This is a genomic window from Sanyastnella coralliicola, assembly GCF_030845195.1.
Lineage (GTDB): Bacteria > Bacteroidota > Bacteroidia > Flavobacteriales_D > Sanyastnellaceae > Sanyastnella > Sanyastnella coralliicola.
In genome coordinates this window covers 1,862,312-1,883,427 of sequence record NZ_CP132543.1, presented here as the reverse complement: position 1 = coordinate 1,883,427, position 21,116 = coordinate 1,862,312, and the positions used below count along the sequence as shown (strand labels likewise).

The 21,116-nt window shown below is 43.3% G+C and carries 16 protein-coding genes; 8 read left to right on the top strand and 8 right to left on the bottom strand.

Annotation, left to right across the window (positions count from 1 at the left end; translation table 11 throughout):
* Window positions 1-14 precede the first annotated feature (14 nt).
* Window positions 15-536, bottom strand: a complete 522-nt coding sequence (locus RA156_RS07955) for a CHAP domain-containing protein (protein ID WP_306644042.1) — start codon at window positions 534-536, stop codon at window positions 15-17.
* Between the two features lie 406 nt (window positions 537-942).
* On the opposite strand from RA156_RS07955, the gene RA156_RS07950 reads away from it, so the two are divergent.
* From RA156_RS07950 to RA156_RS07915, 8 genes are all read left to right on the top strand, one after another.
* Window positions 943-1,509 carry a hypothetical protein gene (locus RA156_RS07950; protein ID WP_306644041.1) on the top strand — a complete coding sequence of 189 codons (567 nt, stop codon included), beginning with the start codon at window positions 943-945 and terminating at the stop codon, window positions 1,507-1,509.
* 75 nt (window positions 1,510-1,584) lie between these two features.
* Window positions 1,585-1,959 (top strand): toxin-antitoxin system YwqK family antitoxin, encoded by a 375-nt coding sequence (locus RA156_RS07945; RefSeq protein ID WP_306644040.1) that lies wholly within the window; start codon window positions 1,585-1,587, stop codon window positions 1,957-1,959.
* 256 nt (window positions 1,960-2,215) lie between these two features.
* Complete coding sequence (locus RA156_RS07940; RefSeq protein ID WP_306644039.1) at window positions 2,216-2,971, top strand: SEL1-like repeat protein; 756 nt, start codon at window positions 2,216-2,218, stop codon at window positions 2,969-2,971.
* A 1,112-nt stretch (window positions 2,972-4,083) separates the two neighbouring features.
* Window positions 4,084-4,422 (top strand): hypothetical protein, encoded by a 339-nt coding sequence (locus tag RA156_RS07935; RefSeq protein ID WP_306644038.1) that lies wholly within the window; start codon window positions 4,084-4,086, stop codon window positions 4,420-4,422.
* Between the two features lie 7 nt (window positions 4,423-4,429).
* Window positions 4,430-4,912, top strand: coding sequence for a hypothetical protein (locus tag RA156_RS07930; protein WP_306644037.1), 483 nt, complete (start codon window positions 4,430-4,432; stop codon window positions 4,910-4,912).
* A 71-nt stretch (window positions 4,913-4,983) separates the two neighbouring features.
* Window positions 4,984-5,439, top strand: coding sequence for a hypothetical protein (locus tag RA156_RS07925; protein WP_306644036.1), 456 nt, complete (start codon window positions 4,984-4,986; stop codon window positions 5,437-5,439).
* A gap of 113 nt (window positions 5,440-5,552) precedes the next feature.
* Window positions 5,553-5,966, top strand: a complete 414-nt coding sequence (locus RA156_RS07920) for a hypothetical protein (protein WP_306644035.1) — start codon at window positions 5,553-5,555, stop codon at window positions 5,964-5,966.
* A gap of 424 nt (window positions 5,967-6,390) precedes the next feature.
* The gene (locus RA156_RS07915; protein ID WP_306644034.1) at window positions 6,391-6,912 is read left to right on the top strand and encodes a hypothetical protein; all 522 of its coding nucleotides are present in this window, start codon (window positions 6,391-6,393) and stop codon (window positions 6,910-6,912) included.
* A 59-nt stretch (window positions 6,913-6,971) separates the two neighbouring features.
* On the opposite strand, the gene RA156_RS07910 is transcribed toward RA156_RS07915, so the two are convergent.
* The 7 genes from RA156_RS07910 to RA156_RS07880 all read right to left on the bottom strand — a co-directional run bounded on the left by RA156_RS07910 (window position 6,972) and on the right by RA156_RS07880 (window position 21,086).
* A complete protein-coding gene (locus RA156_RS07910; RefSeq protein WP_306644033.1) occupies window positions 6,972-7,772 on the bottom strand; it encodes a class I SAM-dependent methyltransferase in 801 nt (266 codons plus the stop codon).
* A 3-nt stretch (window positions 7,773-7,775) separates the two neighbouring features.
* Window positions 7,776-8,231, bottom strand: coding sequence for a DUF1801 domain-containing protein (locus tag RA156_RS07905; protein WP_306644032.1), 456 nt, complete (start codon window positions 8,229-8,231; stop codon window positions 7,776-7,778).
* 69 nt (window positions 8,232-8,300) lie between these two features.
* Window positions 8,301-10,769, bottom strand: coding sequence for an FG-GAP-like repeat-containing protein (locus RA156_RS07900; RefSeq protein ID WP_306644031.1), 2,469 nt, complete (start codon window positions 10,767-10,769; stop codon window positions 8,301-8,303).
* An 83-nt stretch (window positions 10,770-10,852) separates the two neighbouring features.
* On the bottom strand, window positions 10,853-13,423 hold the full coding sequence (locus tag RA156_RS07895; RefSeq protein ID WP_306644030.1) for a T9SS type A sorting domain-containing protein: 2,571 nt from the start codon (window positions 13,421-13,423) through the stop codon (window positions 10,853-10,855).
* Between the two features lie 101 nt (window positions 13,424-13,524).
* The gene (locus tag RA156_RS07890) at window positions 13,525-16,095 is read right to left on the bottom strand and encodes an FG-GAP-like repeat-containing protein (protein ID WP_306644029.1); all 2,571 of its coding nucleotides are present in this window, start codon (window positions 16,093-16,095) and stop codon (window positions 13,525-13,527) included.
* Between the two features lie 71 nt (window positions 16,096-16,166).
* Window positions 16,167-18,527, bottom strand: coding sequence for a penicillin acylase family protein (locus RA156_RS07885; protein WP_306644028.1), 2,361 nt, complete (start codon window positions 18,525-18,527; stop codon window positions 16,167-16,169).
* 21 nt (window positions 18,528-18,548) lie between these two features.
* The gene (locus tag RA156_RS07880) at window positions 18,549-21,086 is read right to left on the bottom strand and encodes an FG-GAP-like repeat-containing protein (RefSeq protein WP_306644027.1); all 2,538 of its coding nucleotides are present in this window, start codon (window positions 21,084-21,086) and stop codon (window positions 18,549-18,551) included.
* Window positions 21,087-21,116 lie beyond the last annotated feature (30 nt).

Below are 21,116 nucleotides of genomic sequence, written 5' to 3'. Positions count from 1 at the left end.
CTGCGGGGCTTTTTTTATTCCTTTCTCAACCATCCAACCACTTGATCGGAGATAGTATACTTTCCATCGCTTCGGTCTAAATCGAGATATATTCTAGTAGGACCCGCATTCTGCTGGATAACCAAGATTTGAGTTTCAGTTACTTCTCCAACGATAGCCACATGTCCATAAGGCTGGGCCCAATCTAAGATGAGAAGATCATCTATAGCAGGGGAGGTGGCACTCCCGTTGGTGTATTGAACTAGCCCGCGTGCTTTATTCCATTCGCCATCTTCAAGCGATTTGTCAAAGAAGGAGATCGCATGCCCCCAAGTGTTGGGCATTTCATGATCTAGGTGATCAGCGTAATACCGTTTGACAAACTCAACGCATTGCCATTTCAATCCGTAACGATAACCCGAGTCAGAGTAATGCGCCGTTCCGTCTCCACCTTCATAGATGGGTACATTGTTCCAGGTGTCAATCGGCGTTTCAGAGATCCCATTCGGCGCTAGCCAAAGAGAACTGAATAGAGCGAGTAAGAGTAGGTGTTGCATAGGCAATTAACGGGGAATTGTTTGAGTTCTTGTGTCAACGGTTGACGGTTGACGGTTGACGGTGGACGGTGGACGGTGGACGGATGACGGGGAATTGGTTTGTGGTGCGTGGTTCGTGGTTCGTAGACTGTGGACTGTGGACTGTGGACCGAAAGGGACTGATTATATTCGTCAGAAAAGCTATCAAGAGAAGTCCGAAATAAGAATTAGAGATTAATGGTTATGAATTTATTTCAGGTTAAAACCATGCAAGCCGTGCGAATTGACCAAATGATTTGGTCCGGATTCTTTGACGAACTTGTAAGTGGCAGTGCTGCACCTTTGAACGAATACTTAAAGAAAACCCCACATTAGAATGAGAGTTTCGAGCCTTATATATAGAAACGATTACCCGAATTGTGTTTTAATGGGACGCACTGTCGATTCTATAATTGAATCTTTTGAATCGGGATTGTCAAAAATTGAAAGGATATTGGGTCATACTCGAATGGTGAATATTGATTTCAGAGTTAAGGAAGGCACTGATATAGAAGTTCAAGAGTTCATTAAAGCAGACCCGTATGTGAACGGAGGAATTATCGTCCTCAAAGGAGTTGAGGAGGAAAGTCTGTTGCGACTTGAGAATCCTGGTTTTCAATTTGAATTCAGGGAAATGGTGGGCAAGTGGTTGGTTGATTATACAGCTCTTTATGATGTTGACTTTACTCCTAAGCTTCAATATCCGTATACCCTGAATGAAGAAATTGGAGTTTGCAGAACTACATTTCAGAGCGATGAGACTAGTGAAGAATTGATTCTGAATGTAAAGCCTAAACTAATGACCTTGTATTACAAGGGGGCAGATAGACTAAAGATGGTTGCTAGTTCATCAAGTCCTAGGGATTATGCGTTCTTCCTCTATAGTAGAATAGAAATTGAAAAAGGAAACCGTGTAATCCGAAGTTTGGCTGATACTTTAATTACAGAGATATAGAGGAATGGTGATCATGGCCATCGTAAAACGATAACGGAACCGGAAGTTCGTGAATACAAACAGGAGAACACCAAAATGAAAAAGGCGGTATTAGCAGTTCTGGTTGTGTTATCGTTTGGTAGTTGTTTGATGCGTAAAGTTGTTGATGTATCGAAGAGTAAAATCGTTGAAATGGTGTATCCGGAAGATAAAATCTCACCCCCTAAAACCTCACAATCAACGCTAATCATTCCCAGTTCCGGCGATGGGATGGGAATGGAGATATTTCAGTCTTCTGCTTTTAGCTATGGCCATTTCAAGAACAACTTGAAAGCAGGGGAGTGGATCACGATCGACGAAAACCAACGAATAGTCATGAAGGAATATTTCAAGGACGGAATGAGACACAACTATCTTACAGTTGATTCGCTTGGGAACGAAACGAGGTTTTATGTGGGGCCGTCTTTTTAGGGGTGGAAGTGGGGCGTGGACCGTGGACCGTGGACTGTGGACCGTGGACCGAGAGGGACGGATTAGATCCGTCCGAAACGTAATTGAGGTTGAAATTTGATGGGAACCTGGTTCCAGTCACACGGCACAAATTGGTATAGAGCGATTCATGTGAAATCAGGGGAAGTTTCCTTACTAAAGGTTTTGCTTCGCTTTAATGAAGTTAATCAATAGGAGAACAGAGTTGATAAAGGTCTATGAAAAGAATTCTTAGTAAATGAGGATTGCAACAAAAAATGTCATCACCATTCTGATTTTGGGACTTATTTGGTGCAGTGCGTCTTCTCGAAACCTACGGGGAAATTCCATTTTGGAACATTCTGTAGATGAAACCGATAGCACATCCGTAAGTGTTTGTGATGAAAACCGATCTAAAGTCCGAGAATTTGTTGATTCTGATGTTTGGATGGAAAAGGATCCAGTTAATGACATGATTGAGAATTCATTAGCCTGTAGGGACTTCGACTCTCTTGCAGATGTTGCATTATGTTTATTCGAAGGATGCAACACGCCGCAGAAAAAGTCCAAAGGCAAGAAATACTTGAAAATTGCTAGTGATCAAGGAAGTCACCTAGCTAGCGTATACCTGTCTCAAATATCATTTAGCCGAGGTCGACTGAAGGAATATTTGAGCTACTTGGAAATAAGTATTGAACAAGGAAGTGAATTCGGCAGATTTGAAATGGGATACTTTCTGTTCCATGGAAAGAGTTTCAATTCAGGATATTTAACGAGTCATAGTAAATATACAGACAGGGATAGAGGGCGTGTGACCCTTGTTGCTCTGGCTGAAGAAGGATTTTCCCTTGCCGCTTTTTGGGTTGCCAAAAACTATTTTGAAGGGAATCATGGTTTCCATAAAGACAGATCAAAAGCAAGATATTATTGCACCCTAATCCGAGAAGAAACAAAGGTGTACTTGGGGGGCGATGATTTAGAATATATCTCGATCATCCTTAGCACTCAAGATTGAAGCCTTGCTGAATGCTCAATCGCTTTGTAGCTTGTATTTCGTGATTATGAGGTTGTTATTCTATTCTGTGTCCTTGAATGTGATTTCCTCAGGCGCTGCGTGGTTCGTAGACTGTGGACCGTGGACTGTGGACCGAGAGGGACGGATAACATCCGTCCAATTGAGAAACGACATTCTAAAAACGCAATTGTGAAACGCTATTCTGAAAAAACAATTGTGAAACGACATTCTGAAAATGCAATTGTGAACTAGCATTCCGAAAATGCAATTGTGAAATAGCATTCTGAAAATGCAATTGTGAAATAGCATTCCGAAAATGCGATTGTGAACGCCGGGGGTACGTAGTGTGTGGTACGTAGTTCGTAGACTGTAGACCGTGGACTGTGGACCGAGAAGGACGGATCAAGTCTGTCCGAAAAGAATTTATTGTCGGCAATTGGTTTACGGCAGTGAGGAAATAAAACGGACGCCGGATGCCGGACGCCGGGAAAAACCGCTGTGCCACGAAAGAATCTCCAATTGTTCACCACTCAGTTTATATATAGGGTGATTCGTGGACTGTGGACCGTGGACTGGGATGAAAAAAAACGGACGCCGGATGCCGGACGCCGGAACCCGGAACCCTCATCCCTTAAAACACAGCACTCATCGAATATCTGGTGAACAATTTCGCGGTCTAGATAGACTCAGGTATCTTGAATTCATGAAAACCGAAAGGCTAAAAGACATGGATTAAAGTGATGACCTGTACGGCTTATCATTTGTCGCACTGACAGATCAATTTGTTCACATGGAACGAAAAGTCATTGTGAACATGGAAACCAATTTGGTGATTGTGAACACGGAATTTGTAGACCCCATTGTGAACAGGCGCTGCGTCAAACCAATTGTGAACAGTGTAAAGCTGAGAGTGATTGTGAACGAGCGAATGGATTTAATCCTTGTGAACAGGGACCAAGGGGAGAAAAGACCATTTCACAATGACTTCTTGCACTTCTACAGACCAAGCTGTAAAGGGAAATTCATTGATTAGTCACTAGATCTTTCAGTGTAGGATGCTCGTTGCAGGCAGACTTCACGGAGTGATTGGACCGAATTGAAAATGTTATAGAATGAAAGTAACACAAAGCTACTTGGAAAAAGGGTGGGGAGACTCAATTGATGAACCTAGCATGGAAGCCATTGAAGTGGCTATTAAAGAAACGTTGAACATGGATGACGAACACTGTGTATTCTGGGTTGGTGTTTATGATGAAGATGATAAACAGGTGATATTTGAGGTAACCAAGTACTTGAGACAATCCTTAAATTTAAATCCAGATATCATGGATCCTGCAATGTTTAATATCAAGAAGAGCATTGCTCAAAACTGGGACGAAGTGATTGAGAATTTCAGACTTCTTCTGGACGGTCAGATTGACAAAATAGAACAGAGATTAAACCAGACATAAAATCGACATGAATAAACTGTTCCTCGTTACTTTATTATCTCTCCTGTGCTTCGCATGCACTGAACCAGAGGCATCAGATTCGAGCGTTCAAATTGTTGACGCTGAAGATTTGACTCCAAGTCCAATCAGACACGATACTTTAACAGAGGACCAATTGAGCCAAATAACCTTCATCCATGAGAGTTTGTATGAAGTGTTTCCAGTCTCTCTTGAGGAGACGATCACCAATTTTAAGAGAGACCAAAATCCGAATAGGGAGATCAATGTCTGGCTGAATATGGTCGCGGCTTATCAAGCATTTGAAAAGAAGAATTCAGAACCAGAAAAGCTTGAGAACCGCCAAGAAGCTTTCAAGTTAATCCTCTTACGTTCCATGATGCCGGCTGAAAAGGCAATTAAAAATTCAGAATTGCAGATTCTAACTGACGATGAGATTCAGGAGATAATGACCAACTATCAGTCAGAAGCTGCTCCGATCACTGTTGAGTAAATAAAGCGAATAAGAGGCAGTCAATTCAGTAAAGCACTCATTAAGGGTGAATGGAGAATTCTTAGAACTTCATGAATTTTACACAGTCAATCAGAAGGGTCGGTCAAAAAGGAATTGCTCGGTTAGTGGTGATCAGCAATCTTCTCATTGCACTTGGCCTTCCTTTTGCAATGATTTATTGTCTGGCGCACGTAAGAGTTCTTGATGCTTTGCTCTATGACACTGATTTTCCATACCCTGAGACCTTTGTTTTTACTGTGATCCCAATCATAATAGGAAGCTTGGTTCTAATCCGGTTGTACCTCAACTTCACATTCAGAAGTATCAAATTTAGAGATGACTGGATTGAGCTAATGAGTGATTTCTCATTTCTAAATCAGAGAATTAGAATCACAGATATTGTTTCCGTGAGAAATGAACGCAACAGCGTAGTCATTGAAACAATAGATGAATACTGGAAGATTGTTGCATCAGAACGTACAGCGTTAATGCGGTTTTTTCATAACCGAGGAATTCAGGTTAAATAGTTGGGGTGATATGGGGTACTTGAAGCCCTCGAACAATTGCATGTTGCTTTCGAAAAGATGAATAGAGCCTCAATTACTTATGTGGTTTCTTACTCGCAGATATTATTAATGGAATGATCTATAACATCGCAGCTAAAACCCACTCTTCTATAAACCTCTTCAGGTTGGATGAGAATACATTCAGTATCCTTAAATATGATGAGTTCGCTTTATTGATGACAGGTTTTGATTACACTATCATAAATCAACAACTTGTCTCTGTTTTCGACGAATTGATGTCGAATGAGCTCGAAATACGCCCGATCCGGATTCTTCGCAGAGTTACCAACGAAAAATGGGATGAGTTCTTTGAGTTGATCGTCAAGGAGCACATTGACATCGATAAAATCAAAATTGTGGATGAAAATGAACGAAGCGTATGGCAATTCGACCATCATTTATTTGTCTCAGAAAGCATGAAAAACAAAATTGAACGAAAGTTTGAAGGTGAATTTGAGTTCTCTGAAGGGTTTAGTCACTTTGGATAGCATTTGATACAACAGTAGCCTAAATGAACGTCGGAAAGCAATTTTCTTTGATTTCAATAATCATCGCGTCACTTCTCATAGTCAATAAGGGGCTATTCGATATAGAGACGTATAGTATTATTACCTCGACACTGGACTCTGATAGTGGTGCAATGCAACCAGTTGTGGCTGCAGGTGGGATAAAGATTGCTTTACCTTATTTGATCGCAATGGTCGTCTCATTGGCGCTGAGTATTATTGGAATGAGAAGAAAGAATAGATTCCATAGAATCGGACTTCTTCTGAACTTACTCGCGGTTGGTTACTTATGCACCCCTGTTGGTTTCTTTTTATCGATATAATCTTGATAGTGCTTTTAGAACTAATCAGATTGATACTCTTTAACTCTACAGCTGTGTTTCATGGACATTGTAATTGAATCGAAATGAAAAATCCAATCTTAATTCTAGAGGAGTTATCTATTCTTCAAATGGGTCTTAGGATGAATTTTTTCAGCAAAGAGCGATTAGTGGAGTATTCTGATCAATTGATAATGCGCGAGAGTGAACCTGATGAATTATTTATAGACATCTCTCTATCATCACACCAAAGAAATAAACTGATTGACGTTCTTGGCTCCTTCATTAATTCAAATAGATCTCAAGTAGAGACTGATAAACTAATGAGCATTATTCAATCGCTGAATTCAAACGGTCAATTAAGTCTTGGCAGAACGACAATGCTCTTGTACAAGTTGAGCCATGAGTTTGATTTTCCTGAGGCCATGTATTCCGAAATAAATAGACTTGATGATGAGTATTATTTAGTTTCAAATCAAATTGTCAATCGAACGGAAGATGAGTTGGAGATCGAAGTTAGACAGTACCTCGCTCCATATTTGGATGAAGCCTTGGAGCTTGAAATATTGAAGGATGAAATTGGTTACGACAATGCTGAAAAGGGCTAGATATTACATTCAGAGTGCATTCGGTTGAATGCGAAGTCAAATAACCAATCTACTAACGCCTAAAGCCCAACGCCTTTCACCCCAACAATAGAATAAACCATCGGCATCTTCCCCTCATTGCCCTTCAGCATGTATTTCCCTGGACTAACTTCATGCGACGTCGCGAAGCAGTTGTAAGGGGAGAAGTCGTACTCGTTGAAGTCGACGATGTTGAGGCCGTTGGCTTTTAGGGCTTGGTATACTTCACCGAGGCCGTGGTTCCATGAGATGTATTTGGCGCGGATTTCTTCGCTGCCGTCGGTGTAGCTTCCTTCGAGTTCTTCTACGATGACGTCGCGGTTGAAGTATGAATAGGCGATGCGTTCGATGTTGTCATCGAACATCCATACGGCGGGGTGGAATTCTACGAAGACGAGTTTTCCTTCGGATTTGAGGCTCTGGGAAATGACATTCGCCCATTTGTTGAGGTCAGGAAGCCATCCTATGGTGCCGTAACTGGTGAAGACGAGGTCGTACTGTCCTTCGATGTGATCGAGGGTGCTGTAGACGTCACAGCAAATGAATTCGACGTCTATGTTGACTTCTTTTGCTAAGGCTTTGCCTTGGTTGATGGCTTCGTCTGATAGGTCAATCGCCGTTACCTGTGCACCCTTCCGCGCTAGCGAAATTGAATCTTGACCAAAGTGACATTGAAGATGAAGAACACGCAATCCTGAAAGGTCAGGGATGAGGGCAAGCTCAATGTCGTTTAAACTGCTTCTGCCTTCTTTGAATGTGGCGTTATCGTAAAATTCAGAATCTACGTGAGCAGTCGTGCGCTTGTTCCACGCGTCACGATTTACTTTGAGATAGTCTTCCATGGTTTAGCGTTTGATCTCGCTTTCGTATTTATCAATCCAGTCTTGAGCGGTCATCTTAGCCACCAATTCGCCAATGAGTTCGTATGGGATTTGATCCATCTTCTTCAAGCGAATACAGCTCTTGCCCATATCTAACTTCGTGCTCACGTACTTTGGGTATTCGCCTACGAACCAGTCGAGTAGCTCGGGTGTGGCGTAGATTCCCATGTGGTAAAAGGCGATGAAGTTCTTTTGTGAAGCCAGGTTCATGAAGGGGAGAGGCAGCTTCGGATCACAATGGTACCCAGCAGGATATTTGTCGTGGGGAACGACCCAACCAATCATGTTGTACGACATGACTTCCTTGAATCCTACAGGGAGATTGGTGTTGATCACCTCTCTCAACTTCGTCATGACCGGTTGACGATCTTCGGGGATTTTCGAAATGTATTCTTCTGGAGAATTTGCCTCTATACGCATGGTGTCTTTTTTAACTGCCTAGCGGCGGAACGCTACGCTTTGCCAAGATACCAATTCAACAAGAATCCTCTAATCAATCGAAAGCACGGTGGAAGTCCAGACACCATAGGTGGTGCTGAGATGCAGAACTAGCGGTCCACTGAATCCAAGGGGAAGACTAAACGAATGATTGCCATTCAATTGATCTTGCATCAATAACTGACCATTCATTGAATAAGCGCTAATCGTTCCTGTTACCTGTTGCGGATTGTTGATGTGGATTTGTCCGGCGATGATGTAGGCTGAAATGTTGATTGTTTCTGACAAGTCACCCACGGAGAGGTCAATAACTTCGAAACTCATAGACCACGTGCATCCATTGTCATCAGTGACATTCAGAATATATACTCCTTGACCGAGTTCATCGGCAACCTCCCCGATATCCCCGTTACTCCATTGGAAGTTATAGGGAGCAGTACCACCTACAGCAACGGCGCTGGCTGAACCGTTATCTCCATCGGATGCATTATTAATATCGATAAGCGCAGAAAGCTCCGCTGGTTGACTTAACCCGAAAGTGAATTCGCTTGAACAAGAAAGTTCATCGCTAACTTCAACGGTGTATTCGCCGGCAAGCAATGCATCAGGATCTTCGCCGTTCCAATCGAATTCTAAGGTTCCCGTGCCGCCTTCAGCCTCAATCGACACTGAACCTGTCTCGCCGAAGCACAAAGGCTCGATGATGGAGAGAACTGCAGTAATCTGATCAGGCTGAGTTACGATGATCGAATCTGTATCGGTGCAGCCATTTTCATCAGTGCAGAGGTATTCATATGTGCCAGCTGCTAAACCGAAGATGGCCAGATCATCCACGTCGTTATTCCAAACGCAAGAAGCAATGGGAATACCACTCACATTGAACAACTCAATCATACCATCGGAATAATCATGGCAAGTGACATTCGTTATGTTTTGCTCCAAAACCGGGGAAGGAAAGAGTTCAACCTCAATTGAAACCGAAGTGGAGATTCCTTGATTGTTGGTGATGGTTGCTGAATATTCTCCGCTTTCAGTTATGACTAGCGTATCGGCATCTGATCCATCTTGCCATTCGATGCCGGCTACATCTTCCGCTTGAATACTCAGTTCATTCGAATCTTGGTCGCAAAGGGTACCAGTCACGATGATTTCCGCTTGATAGGTTTCACCTTCGACAAATTCATACGAATTGTTCGGAGCTAAATCGAAGAAGGTATCAATATGTCCTGAAGGGTAAGTGACTTTGAGCGAATCGATATTCTGTGCAGCTCCTAGGCCAAAGAATTGCATGCGACTATTCTGTCCTAAGTAGTTTTCACCTAAGAATGTCATTCGCTTTTGCTTGATACCATCTGCCCATACCTCAATGGTGCTACCAATCGCCTGAATATTAGATAAGGTTCCTGTCAGCCCCACCTTCAGCCATCGATTGTCTCCGCCATCATTTTGAAGAACAACTGACGAATTGCTTTGAAGGGTATGAATAAAGATGTCTGGATAGCCGTCATTCGTCAGGTCACCAATGATAGGAGAATAATTGTCAGTGATGTCGTTTTGAGTGATGGCATCATCACGGGAGAATTCACCATCGGTATTGACGAAAAAGGCATTGGGCTGGTCTGTTTGTCCCCATACATATGTAGACACATATAGATCCTGCCACATATCGCAGTCATAATCGATCCAGGTGGCACCCCAACACACTGAATTCACGGCCATATCTTGGGCAGGGGCGATATCCTGGTATTGCGTCCCGTTGTATTGCATGAAGATATTTCCTTCAAATCCATTGGATACATAGATGTCGAAATCGTCGTCATTGTCGTAGTCGCCGCAAGTGATTGACATGGCATAAATCCATTGATCGAAATTGAGGTCAATGGTTACTTCAGTGAAAGTGCCGTCTCCATTGTTTTGATAGATGGCATTTGGATAGAGCAGTCGATCATTGATCACGACCAGATCCGGCCAAAGATCTTCGTTGTAATCGTACCAAAGCGACTGAAAAGAATTGAAAGATTGATTCGATACTTGGGCGAAATCAGTGACATCCTCAAAAGTTCCGTCTCCCAGATTTCGGTAGAGATAGTTCGTGATGATACCCTCTACATTGTAGTTGGTGATGTACACATCTAAGTAACTGTCGCGATCGTAGTCACCCCAAGAAACACCATGTGTTTGCCAGGCAGTCGTCTGAAGAATCCCACAGGTTTCTGATATTTCAGTGAATGTAAGGTCACCGTTGTTTAACCAAAGACGATTCGGCGATAGATAGAACGAGATGAAAAGATCTTCGTCTCCATCATTGTCGATGTCGACCCAGTTAATCATCTTGGCATCCTGAGAGCCATTCGCAGCGTAAATTCCTAGATCAATTTCTTCAAATTGACCCTCGGTGGTATTGATATAGAACTTTATCTGACCATCTCCGCTGACCAGGCTAACATCATCGAATCCATCTCCATTGAAATCATAGAAGCTGGCTCCATTTCCATTGAACCCATTTGATCCAATGTTCATATTTGACATTTCTATTGGTGTGAACTGGGCATGCGATTGCGAAAGGAAAAGCGAAAACAGGGTCAGAAAGGAAAGTCGAAATATCATTTCTTCATAATCACTACGTTGGCCTGATGAACAGTATCTACAAGGTGCAAGATGTAGACACCCGGTGAAAGAGAAGAAACATCTACTATTGTGACTTCATTCGTAGGAAGCACAGTGTGCTCTTCAATCTTCCGGCCGTTTAAGTCATAGACCAGTATCTTGGTTAACGTTGATTCAGCACCGTTTATGAAGATCTGTTCATCACAAGGATTAGGATAAACCTCAACCTGATTTAGGTTCAGTTCCTGAGCACTTAGTCCGTCAAGATCTACAATGACCAATTTACTGCAATTGTGGCTATCAATCACGTTCCCAGTGTAAATTCCTGGCTCTAAATCCGTGATATTATTGCCTTCCCCAGTATAGCCATCAGGTCCATTCCAGAAGACTTCGTAAGGTTCAACACCTCCTTCAATTACCAGGTTAATGATTCCATTGTCACCTAAATCTGCTTCGGTGATATTCGATTCTACGATAATCTCTCCAGGTGCAGTAACACTGATGATAGAGTCAATGAGGCAGTTATGTGCGTCGGCAATCGAAACTAAATAATCACCCTCGAGCAAGTCAAGCGGGTCTTCATCAAACCAATCAACTATGTAGGGTTCGACGCCACCTTCGATACTCAGTAAAACGCTGCCCGTCTCTTCAAAGCACAAAGGTTGATCAATGACGAGGTCAACGTACAGAGAGTCAGGGGCATAAAGTTCCACAGAGTGGGTAGATGAACAGAATCCATCTTGCTCAATGTGATAGTGGAAGACTCCTTCCTGACAGTTATAAACCACTTCCTCATAAGGCTCATCATTGAGCCATAACAAGGCATCAACCTCGGCGATCAACTCAATCATCCCATCTTCAGCGCCGTGACAGCTCGGATGATTGTAAACGATTTCAACCAAGGCATTTTCAGAATACTCAACCATAATAGGGGCAGACTGAACAGGAATTCCCTCTTGCGTGTAACCGGTGAAGTAGTACTCGCCGGGTTCGGAAATCCAAATAGAGTCACCGATTTGCTCATTATTCCAAATGGCATTGGCGTAAGACGTAGCAATTAAAAGAACGGAATCACCTTCGCAAAAGGTTTCTTCCATCACTGAGATTTCAGCTGTTAATGAACTGCCTTCAGTAATTGATAAATGTTGGTCTGCTGGGAGGTCATAGAACCAGTCAATATGACCGTTAATCCACTGAATTTGAAGAGAGTCAATGGTTTCGATTTCCCCGAGGCCAAAGAATTCTTTCCTTGAGTTTTGTGTAAGGTATCCTTCACCTGATTGGGTATATCGAATTTGACTTTCGCCATTGGTGAAAACCTCAATCCAGCAACCGATGCCTTCGGTATTGGATACCACTCCATTCAATTCTACGGTTAAGAAGTGATTTGTTCCTCCTTGATTTTGATAAACTCTACTTGTTTCAGGAGCAGAAGCGATGACCGCGAAATCGGCATAACCATCGTTATTTAAATCTCCGAGGCAGCTGGTTGAGGTGGCCCCGTCGTCATCTTGGAGACCTACACCTATGGCATCTTCAACAAATGCGCCAGCTTGATCATTGATAAAGAACCGATTCTGACCTGGTTCGCCCCAGAAAGGGGTCGTACAAACGTGTAGGTCTTCCCATCCATTATTGTCGTAATCCATCCACAGGGCGCTCCAACTATGGTCGTTCACTAAACAGTTTTCTTCTTCGGCTACATCTGCGTAGGTGCCATCTTCTTGCTGTTGCATGAGGTAGTTACCAAACGGATTATTTGAGATGTAGATGTCCATATCACCGTCTCGGTCATAATCGGCCATGCTGTTATTCATGGAGAAAATGTACATCTCCATTCCTAATTCGGTGGTTTGATCAATGAAACTACCACCTTGGTTGATGTAGAAATTGTTGGTGGCAGGAAGCCGATCGTTGATCACATGCAAATCAGGCCACAGATCATGATTGGTATCAAGAAAGAGTGATTGAAATGACCACATACTCCCATTGTCAATTCCGTATTCTACCCCCGATTCCGTGAATGTTCCATCGCCATTGTTTATGTAGAATTCGTTAGGGACTCCGTCTGCGTTGTAGTTATTGATATAAAGGTCAAGATCCCCGTCACGATCAATGTCACCCCATGACAATCCGAAGGTTAAATATTCGGTATCGTGCCAGATACCGGCTTCCTGTGTGACATCCGTCATGGCCTCAAGGTCACCGTTGTTTTGATAGAGGAAGTTTTTTCCATCATAATTACAAACCATGAGATCGGCGTCTCCATCGTTGTCGTAATCACACCAGCTCATTCCTTTTGGGTTCATGTTTATACCCCCAACATAAATTGGATCTTCGAGCTGTCCTTGATTATTCAAGTACAAAAGAACGGGTTGATATTGCTGTACAAGAGTCAAGTCGTCCCAACCATCATGGTTGACGTCATAAAAACTTGCACCACAGCCGTATTCCGGTCCGTAGAAGGAGTGATTGATTCCGAAATCGGACGCAACGTTGACGAAATTTTGAGCGGAGAGAGTGAAGGACAAGAGCACCGCTGACAGTATGCCAGTGATAGATTTCATTAGTAAAGTTAGTCAGATGACCTAGCTGGTCTGGTTTAGTTATTTGATAGACGTAATAAAACGTCTATGGTTGACTCCAGCTCTAATAAAATCGTTGAAAATCAGCGCTTGATGATTTGCTTGCGCGCTAGTCCTTGATTTGATTCAATTTGAACGACGAACATTCCACTCGCAGCAAAGGTAAAACTCACCTCTAATTGCTCAGTTCCTGAAGGGATCATGATCTGTTGAACCAGTCTACCGTCAATGCCATAAATACTACATTGAAAAGCACCTACAGGAAGGTTTGAAATGTAAATGACATCATTGCTCGGATTCGGTGAAATAAGGAAATCAGAAATCAATAAATTCTCAACGTTCATGCTGTCGAGGTCAATAATTTCAAGTTCCATGCACCCATTTGAATCAACAATAGAAGCGGTATAGATACCAGGAGAGAGGTTCTCAATCAATTCACCCGTATCTGAGAATCCATCCGGACCGTTCCAGTTAATTGTATACGGGCCTTCTCCACCAGAAATGTCAAGCTGAATCGAGCCATTGTCGCCTTCAGTGGATTCAACAGTAACAACGTCGATGACGATTTCATCTGGAGATTCGATTTCAAAGGTTTCGCTGATACTACAACCATTTTCGTCTATTACGTTGACTTCATAGGTGTCAGGTTCAAGTTCATCAGGATTGACGTCATTCCAGTTAATCGAAATGACACCTGTACCCCCGGAAGCTTCGGCGCTAGCCATGCCATAATCTCCTGCACACAGCGGATTTTCTATTGATAATTCCAACTCTATTGCTGGCGGAGAAACAAGTTCAACAATGGTAGTGACCGTACATAAGCCTTCCTCAGAAACAATAAGTTCATACTGTCCTGCCGGTAGGTTCATCAATGGTTCGTCATAGTTTTCACCGTTTACCGTGGCGATAGCGTTCTCATTCAATTCGATGGAAATTTCGCCATCAGCAGAACCTAAGCAGGCGGGATCAACATTCGTAACTGTGTAGGATGCATCATTAGTTGACTGAACGGTAAACTCTGTTGAGCTATATGGAATACCGAGCTCAGAGTAGGTGATGTACGAATAAACTCCTGGTTCTTGTACCCAGAGTGAATCATTCTCAGTTCCATTGTTCCAAACAGGATTCATCCCATTACTCGCAATCAGAAGAAGCGAATCTCCCTCACAAATAGAAGTGCCTTCATTCAAGATGGAAGCCATCATTGAGCTGCCCTCTGCGATGTTCAGCTGTTGGTTGATTTCAACATCGTAAAATGTATCTACATGACCACTAGGCCACTCCACAATCATTGAGTCTATGACCTCAGCCTGGCCAAGTCCGATGAATTCTTTCCCTGAGTTGTGAGTAAGGAATCCTTCCCCTGATTGTGTGTATCTCAGTTGGCTAGTTCCTTCCGAAAAAACTTCAATCCACGCTCCAATTCCTTCTGTATTTGATACCGTGCCAACGAGGTCAACAGTTAAGAAAGCGTTGGTATTCCCGGTATTCCGATAAATTCTCGAATAATCAGGAGCGCCAGCTTGGACAACGAAATCTGGGAACCCGTCATTATTCAAGTCACCCATAGCTGAAGAATTTGTAGCTCCATTATCTGAGCCTAAGCCAACTCCTGCGGCGTTTTCGAAGAAGGTTCCGTTTTCAAGGTTGACGAAGAACCTGTTTTGACCCGGCTCTCCCCAGAATGGTGAGCAGTTTACGTGAAGATCTTCCCAGCCATCATTGTCGTAGTCAATCCAAAGGGCACTCCAACTGTGATCGAATACGGAAGTACCTGTTTCTTCAGAAACGTGTGAGAAGGTTCCGTCTTCTTCTTGCCTCATTAAGTAGTTCCCAAATGGATTATTAGAAACGTAGAGGTCCATATCACCATCTCGGTCATAATCAGCCATGCTGTTGTTCATCGAGAAGATGTACATCTCCAAACCGATTTCAGTGGTAATATTCGAGAAGCTACCGTTCTCGTTTTTGTAGAAGTTATTTGTTGCTGGTAATCGGTCATTGATGACATGCAGGTCAGGCCACAAGTCATGGTCATAATCCGTGAATAACCCCTGAAAAGACCACAAGCTGCCATCGTCAACGCCTAGCATGGCAGCAGATTCCGTGAAGGTGCCATCACCATTGTTGACGTAGAACTCATTCGTAATGCCGTCAGCGTTGTAATTACAGATATATAAATCTAAGTCTCCATCTCGATCGGTGTCTCCCCAAGAAATGCCATAGCTCAAGTAAGATGTGTCGTGGAGAATTCCAACTTCAGCTGTGACGTCCAACATGTTATTGAAGTTTCCATCATTCCGGTAGAGGTGGTTAGTACTATTATAGTTGGTAACAAGTAGGTCAGGATCTCCATCGTTATCGTAGTCACACCAGTTGATTCCTTTCGGATTTGCATTGATGGCACCAATAGAAATTGGAGGTGATAATTCACCTTCTATATTGAGATATAAGGAAATCGTTTCGTTTGCTTGGCCTACGGTAATATCATCCCAACCATCACCATTGACATCATAGAAACTGATGCCCGTTCCATATTCTGTTCCGTAGAACTGGTGGACAAAATTGTTCTCAGGCGCAACATTGACAAATGTTTGAGCACAAAGCAAAGCAGGGAGGAACAGTATCGTAAGGATACTTACTGTCCTTGTCATAGTATAATTGTCTAGTTGACCCAGTGTGGTCAAGGTTCATATCTATGACGTAAATAGGTGAAAAGGGTTGGCTACTTAAACACTAATTTTTTTCCGTTTGGATCAGCCGAAATTCGTTGCAGTCGGAACTCACCTTTTCGGTACATATCAGCCTGGTCATCATAGTATTTGCTCATACGATGTCCGCTTTGCCCGGTAGGCGCGATACTCTCCGAATTTCCAACATCTGAAAGGTCTAAAACGATGCGCATTTGAGCACCAAATCTTCCGATGTAATAGCCTGCAGAAGAAGGGGTGAAACCAGACTGAGAAATGGTCTCATTTCCTCCAGACATTGGCATCGGATCGAGACTCAACCAATCACCTACGACTGGAACGTCTTTAAATGGGTGAGGAGGCCCCCATTGATGCGCTTCTCCCCAAGACCAATCTTTGGTAGAATTACCGTAGAGTCCGACCAGTTGTGCGACCACACTTCTAAACGCATTACCAACATGATCTTGTAGTTTTTCTTTCGCATCAGTGGTACTGACATCCCACACTTCATGGTCTGGATCATTCAAGGCGATATGCAAGAACCTTTTGCACCAATGCGTATGCGCAAAGCGTTCAAACTGCTCAGGGGTCATTTTGTCTTGCATACCCGACCGCAAAATGGCCATTTGAAGCGGTGTGAATACTACTGGAGAAGGTTCATTGATTCCATAATGGCCGTCCCAATCAAGCAAAGCGATGGCTTCCTGTTCTATATCTGTCCACTCAAAATCACTGTTGGTAAGGATGCGATGAAGTCGCTGAGAAATAATGGCTTCGTCGTCGTTATAGACATCGAGGAGCAGATCTTTCATCATGCTGACATCCCATTGATCTGTCTCAGATAATAGTTTTCTAATACGCTTTCCACGGCTAGGCGGGACGTAGTAGCCATAAACAAAGACAGAGTCCATCATTTCGGGAGCCTCGTTCGCTGTACCTAAATAGCCAACTTCAGGATCAACACACTGTGGGTTTCTGCTGAAATCAAGGTAACCCAAGATTTCATTGCTCGCGTATCTACCGTCGATCGCGGTTTTAGGATTTACATGAGCAGGGTGATGAGGAATACGGGCACAAGACCAGTTTCCAATATGGTCATCTTTATCTGCATAGGTGATACTTAATCCAGGTGCGTGAATCAGGGCAATCGCTGATTCAAATTCTTCCAATTCATTCGACCGCATCATATTTCTAAATGCAGTGATGAGTTGGTTGTCTGTTTGTAGGTATTCCCAACGCATGGCATAAGGAGGGAAGTCTGGAATTTCCTCTACCACTTCATTGATTATCGGGCCGTGCTTTGACCACTTCACCGAAATCGTGGTGTCAGCAGCATCTTTCACCTTTATCACATGCTCTTTGAAGGAAGGTGCGTAGGCGTTGCCTTCATAGATAAACTCACCAGCATCATTTTCGTATTCACGGTAAAAGTCAATGTCGTCATTTTCAAACATCGTGAGTCCCCATCCATGATGATCTGAATGTCCGACCAAGGCATAAGGGATCCCAGGTAGGAAGTTTCCGTAGGTCTTTACACCAGGGAATTCAAGTGCCGCCTCGTACCATACCTGTGGAAGCCCGTATCCGATATGGGTGTCATTGCACAAGATGGGAGCTCCACTCTTGCTTTTACTAGAATTTACTGCCCAAGAATTTGAGCCGGTAAACACAGGTATTCCCAGTTCCCCAAGGAGATCTGGAAGCAGTATGGTTTCAGTAGTATCGGTTGAACACGATGGGCGGAAAGGAGGGAGGGACGAACTTACTAAACCCATACTTTGGAGCCATTCTTCAGAGTGTTGGCGTTCAAGTTCTGTTGCCAACATATCTGTCTGAAGTGCGATTTCAAAGCTGTATGCCATGTAACCAGCGATGGCATATAAATCGCGCAATTCGAATTCTGTCAAGGGAATTCCAGCCAGTTTAAATTCGAGCGGTTCTTTTCCTGTTCGAATGAAGGCGTTCACCCCTTCGATGAATGCTCTGCACTCATTTAACTCTTCCGCGCTAGCGAAAGTACTTTCAAACGCTTCAGCAGAACGATCAGCATATTCAGCAATACCAGACGCACGAAAGAAAAGATCAGGTCCTAGACCTTTATCGCCTAGAACTTCAGCTAATTCACCCCGACCAACACGTCGCAACATTTCCATTTGAAATAATCGCTCAGAAGCCATGATATAGCCGAGCGTCATATAAACATCTTCGGCTGATTCACCCTTAATATGAGGGATGCCGTGCGCATCGAAAGTGGTGGTTACCTCGCTTTTCAACTCTGGGAGATCAATCTCGCCTTCGTATTGAGGTACACGTGAAGATGCATACCAATAAGCATAGATAGAGGCCACTCCAGCGATGATGACGAGGAGTAAGAAAATTCGTTTAATCCAGCGCATGCCGGAAGATACATAAAGCGCTTACTCGATAACTAATCTGAACGCATATGTTTTATCAACGGATACGATTCGAAGGAGATAAACTCCTGTAGTGAATTGGCTTAAATCTAGTTGATTCGACCTTGGCTGTGTTGATAATACAAGAGCTCCTGAGGCATTGACTACATCAACTTGATCTCCAATTTGCAGTCCTTCAATGATAATTTGTCCGTTGGTTGGATTCGGGTAGATTCTTAATTCGTTGCGAGATAGCTGTTCTGTGCTTACGATGAAGTCAATGGAGAATGGCGTGTTAAGCAAACAGCCGTTTCCGTCTACTATCGTCAGCACGTAGTTTCCTTCTTCTAGATTTTCTTCAAAGTTTTCGTCTCCGCCTGATGACCATATATAGGTATAATCGGGTGTTCCTCCGGTTACATTCGCTAACGCGGAACCGAGAGCGTCTTCAGTGGCGTCGGTTACATCAATGGAAACCACCAGTTCTTCTGGTTCAGAAATCACTACGAGACTATCAATTTCACAACCGTTTTCATCAGTGTGGGTGATCAAGTACGATCCAGCTACTAGGTTGTTCAGCGTTGCATTGGCCGGATCCTGTGTGATTTCACCCACACCACCGGTACATTCACCTTCAATCCATCCGTTGTCATCTCCAAAACAGAGTGGTTCAACGATGGTGAAAGAAGGAGTAAGTTGCAAAGGAGAAGATATTGTAATGTTTGTGTCAGTTAAACAGTTGTAGTTGTCGTAAAGGGTCATTTCATAAAATCCTTCTGACAATCCTTCAACGTTCGAATTGACGAAGCTACCATCGAACAGGATTAAGTTGACTTGATCAGATTCCCAAAGGAATGCACCGTCACTTTCTTCGAAACAAGTAACATCCTGTGCTTCCATTAATATCTCAGCTTCAGGTGCAGCTGAAATGGTCAATTCATCACTGTTTGCAAAGAATCCATAAGGGGTCAATACCTGAACTGATATATTCGTTGGTTCATAGATGGTGAGATATCTTTCGTTATGTCCATTAGACCATAAGTATTCTTCATATTCACCCGCGTCTAAGATCAAACTGTCACCTGGGCAAATGAATATTTCCTCTTGATTTGCTAAGATCACTTCATAGGACGAACCTTCAACAATCGCGTTGTAATCGTTCATGTTTGCGTTCACAGTATCCGTCCAACCAGATGGCCAGTTTACTTCAATGGTCACGTCACTGCCGTTAGCACCAAAACCGAATAAGCAATTCGATGAATTCTGCCCTAGGTAGCCTGATCCAGCTTGTGTGTACTTATACTGTGAACCAGAGTCATTGGTCACGGTAACCCAAGAACCAATCGCTTCTGGATTCGAAACGGTTGCTTCAAGCGACACAGCAATCCAGTAGTTGTTGGCTCCAGAGTTTTTGTAGAACGAGACATTGTTAGGCGTACGACTGGTAATTGCAATCTCTGGGAATCCATCACGGTCGATATCCCCGGTGGCAATGGCATAGGCTTGAAAAAGACTGAGAGGATTGAAGAGGTTGTTTGATTCAGAGAATGAACCCACTTCATTTTGTCGCATGAAGATGTTTTGATGGTTGAACATGGCATCTTCTGTGCTGACATGTAAATCTTGATCTCCATCGCAATCGTAATCAAAGAACGCAGCACCCCAACAAAACCGTCCTACGGCTGTTCCCGTTGTTTCAGTGACATCGGTAAAGGTCATATCACCGTTATTCTGGAGTAGGCGGTTTCCGTTAAAATCGTTGGTCATGTATATGTCGAGATCACCGTCATTATCGTAATCCGCAACAGTATTACTCATGCAATCGATCACGATATCGGTTCCTGAACTTTCCGAGACGTCAGAGAACGAACCGTCTCCGTTGTTTAAGTACATGGTATTGCTAGGTGACTTATCGTTGATTACATACAAATCCGGCCAACCATCGTTATTGAAGTCTCCCCAGCTAGGCATAAAGCTCGGTACGACCCCGTTATCTACTCCGAGTTCTATTGAAACTTCCTCAAAATGACCGGTACCATCGTTTCGGAGCAACCAATTATGCGACCCTACACCCCAGTCGTAGTTACAGATATAAATGTCTAAATCGCCGTCTAGGTCGTAGTCTCCAGCGGCTGCCCCATAAGTGTCTGCATCTGTTTCTTGAGGTACACCCCGGTCAGATGCTTCATCGGTGAATTCGAGGTTGTCTTGAATCCAGAGCTGTTCAAATCCGAATCTTTGTGTGACCAACAAATCAGCATCACCGTCATTATCTACATCAGACCAGATGACCGCTTTGGCGTCACCACTAATAGGCAATACAGTGAGTAATTCAAAGGAGTCATTGTTCCACAGATAAATGTGGGTTCCATTGCCATCGGTTGACGTAGTAAGGTCATCATAGCCATCGCCATTGATGTCGTACAAACTGATTCCGTTACCGAAATTTGGACTCCCGTAGTCTACCGATAACCCCAATGAATTTCCAAGGGCTTCGTAAGTCTGGGCACATGAATAGCAAGCAAAGCAAGTTGCTGCGAGGGTTAAGATCAATCCACGCATCACAATTAGTTAAGGTGAATTGAAGATCGT

Excerpts from the sequence above, each read along its gene's own strand:
- RA156_RS07950 (WP_306644041.1), top strand. The coding sequence starts at position 943 with ATGGGACGCACTGTCGATTCTATAATTGAATCTTTTGAATCGGGATTG.
- RA156_RS07925 (WP_306644036.1), top strand. The coding sequence starts at position 4,984 with ATGAATTTTACACAGTCAATCAGAAGGGTCGGTCAAAAAGGAATTGCT.
- RA156_RS07940 (WP_306644039.1), top strand. The coding sequence starts at position 2,216 with ATGAGGATTGCAACAAAAAATGTCATCACCATTCTGATTTTGGGACTT.
- RA156_RS07930 (WP_306644037.1), top strand. The coding sequence starts at position 4,430 with ATGAATAAACTGTTCCTCGTTACTTTATTATCTCTCCTGTGCTTCGCA.
- RA156_RS07900 (WP_306644031.1), bottom strand. The coding sequence starts at position 10,769 with ATGAACATTGGATCAAATGGGTTCAATGGAAATGGAGCCAGCTTCTAT.
- RA156_RS07880 (WP_306644027.1), bottom strand. The coding sequence starts at position 21,086 with ATGCGTGGATTGATCTTAACCCTCGCAGCAACTTGCTTTGCTTGCTAT.
- RA156_RS07895 (WP_306644030.1), bottom strand. The coding sequence starts at position 13,423 with ATGAAATCTATCACTGGCATACTGTCAGCGGTGCTCTTGTCCTTCACT.
- RA156_RS07915 (WP_306644034.1), top strand. The coding sequence starts at position 6,391 with ATGAAAAATCCAATCTTAATTCTAGAGGAGTTATCTATTCTTCAAATG.
- RA156_RS07920 (WP_306644035.1), top strand. The coding sequence starts at position 5,553 with ATGATCTATAACATCGCAGCTAAAACCCACTCTTCTATAAACCTCTTC.
- RA156_RS07935 (WP_306644038.1), top strand. The coding sequence starts at position 4,084 with ATGAAAGTAACACAAAGCTACTTGGAAAAAGGGTGGGGAGACTCAATT.
- RA156_RS07890 (WP_306644029.1), bottom strand. The coding sequence starts at position 16,095 with ATGACAAGGACAGTAAGTATCCTTACGATACTGTTCCTCCCTGCTTTG.
- RA156_RS07910 (WP_306644033.1), bottom strand. The coding sequence starts at position 7,772 with ATGGAAGACTATCTCAAAGTAAATCGTGACGCGTGGAACAAGCGCACG.
- RA156_RS07955 (WP_306644042.1), bottom strand. The coding sequence starts at position 536 with ATGCAACACCTACTCTTACTCGCTCTATTCAGTTCTCTTTGGCTAGCG.
- RA156_RS07885 (WP_306644028.1), bottom strand. The coding sequence starts at position 18,527 with ATGCGCTGGATTAAACGAATTTTCTTACTCCTCGTCATCATCGCTGGA.
- RA156_RS07945 (WP_306644040.1), top strand. The coding sequence starts at position 1,585 with ATGAAAAAGGCGGTATTAGCAGTTCTGGTTGTGTTATCGTTTGGTAGT.
- RA156_RS07905 (WP_306644032.1), bottom strand. The coding sequence starts at position 8,231 with ATGCGTATAGAGGCAAATTCTCCAGAAGAATACATTTCGAAAATCCCC.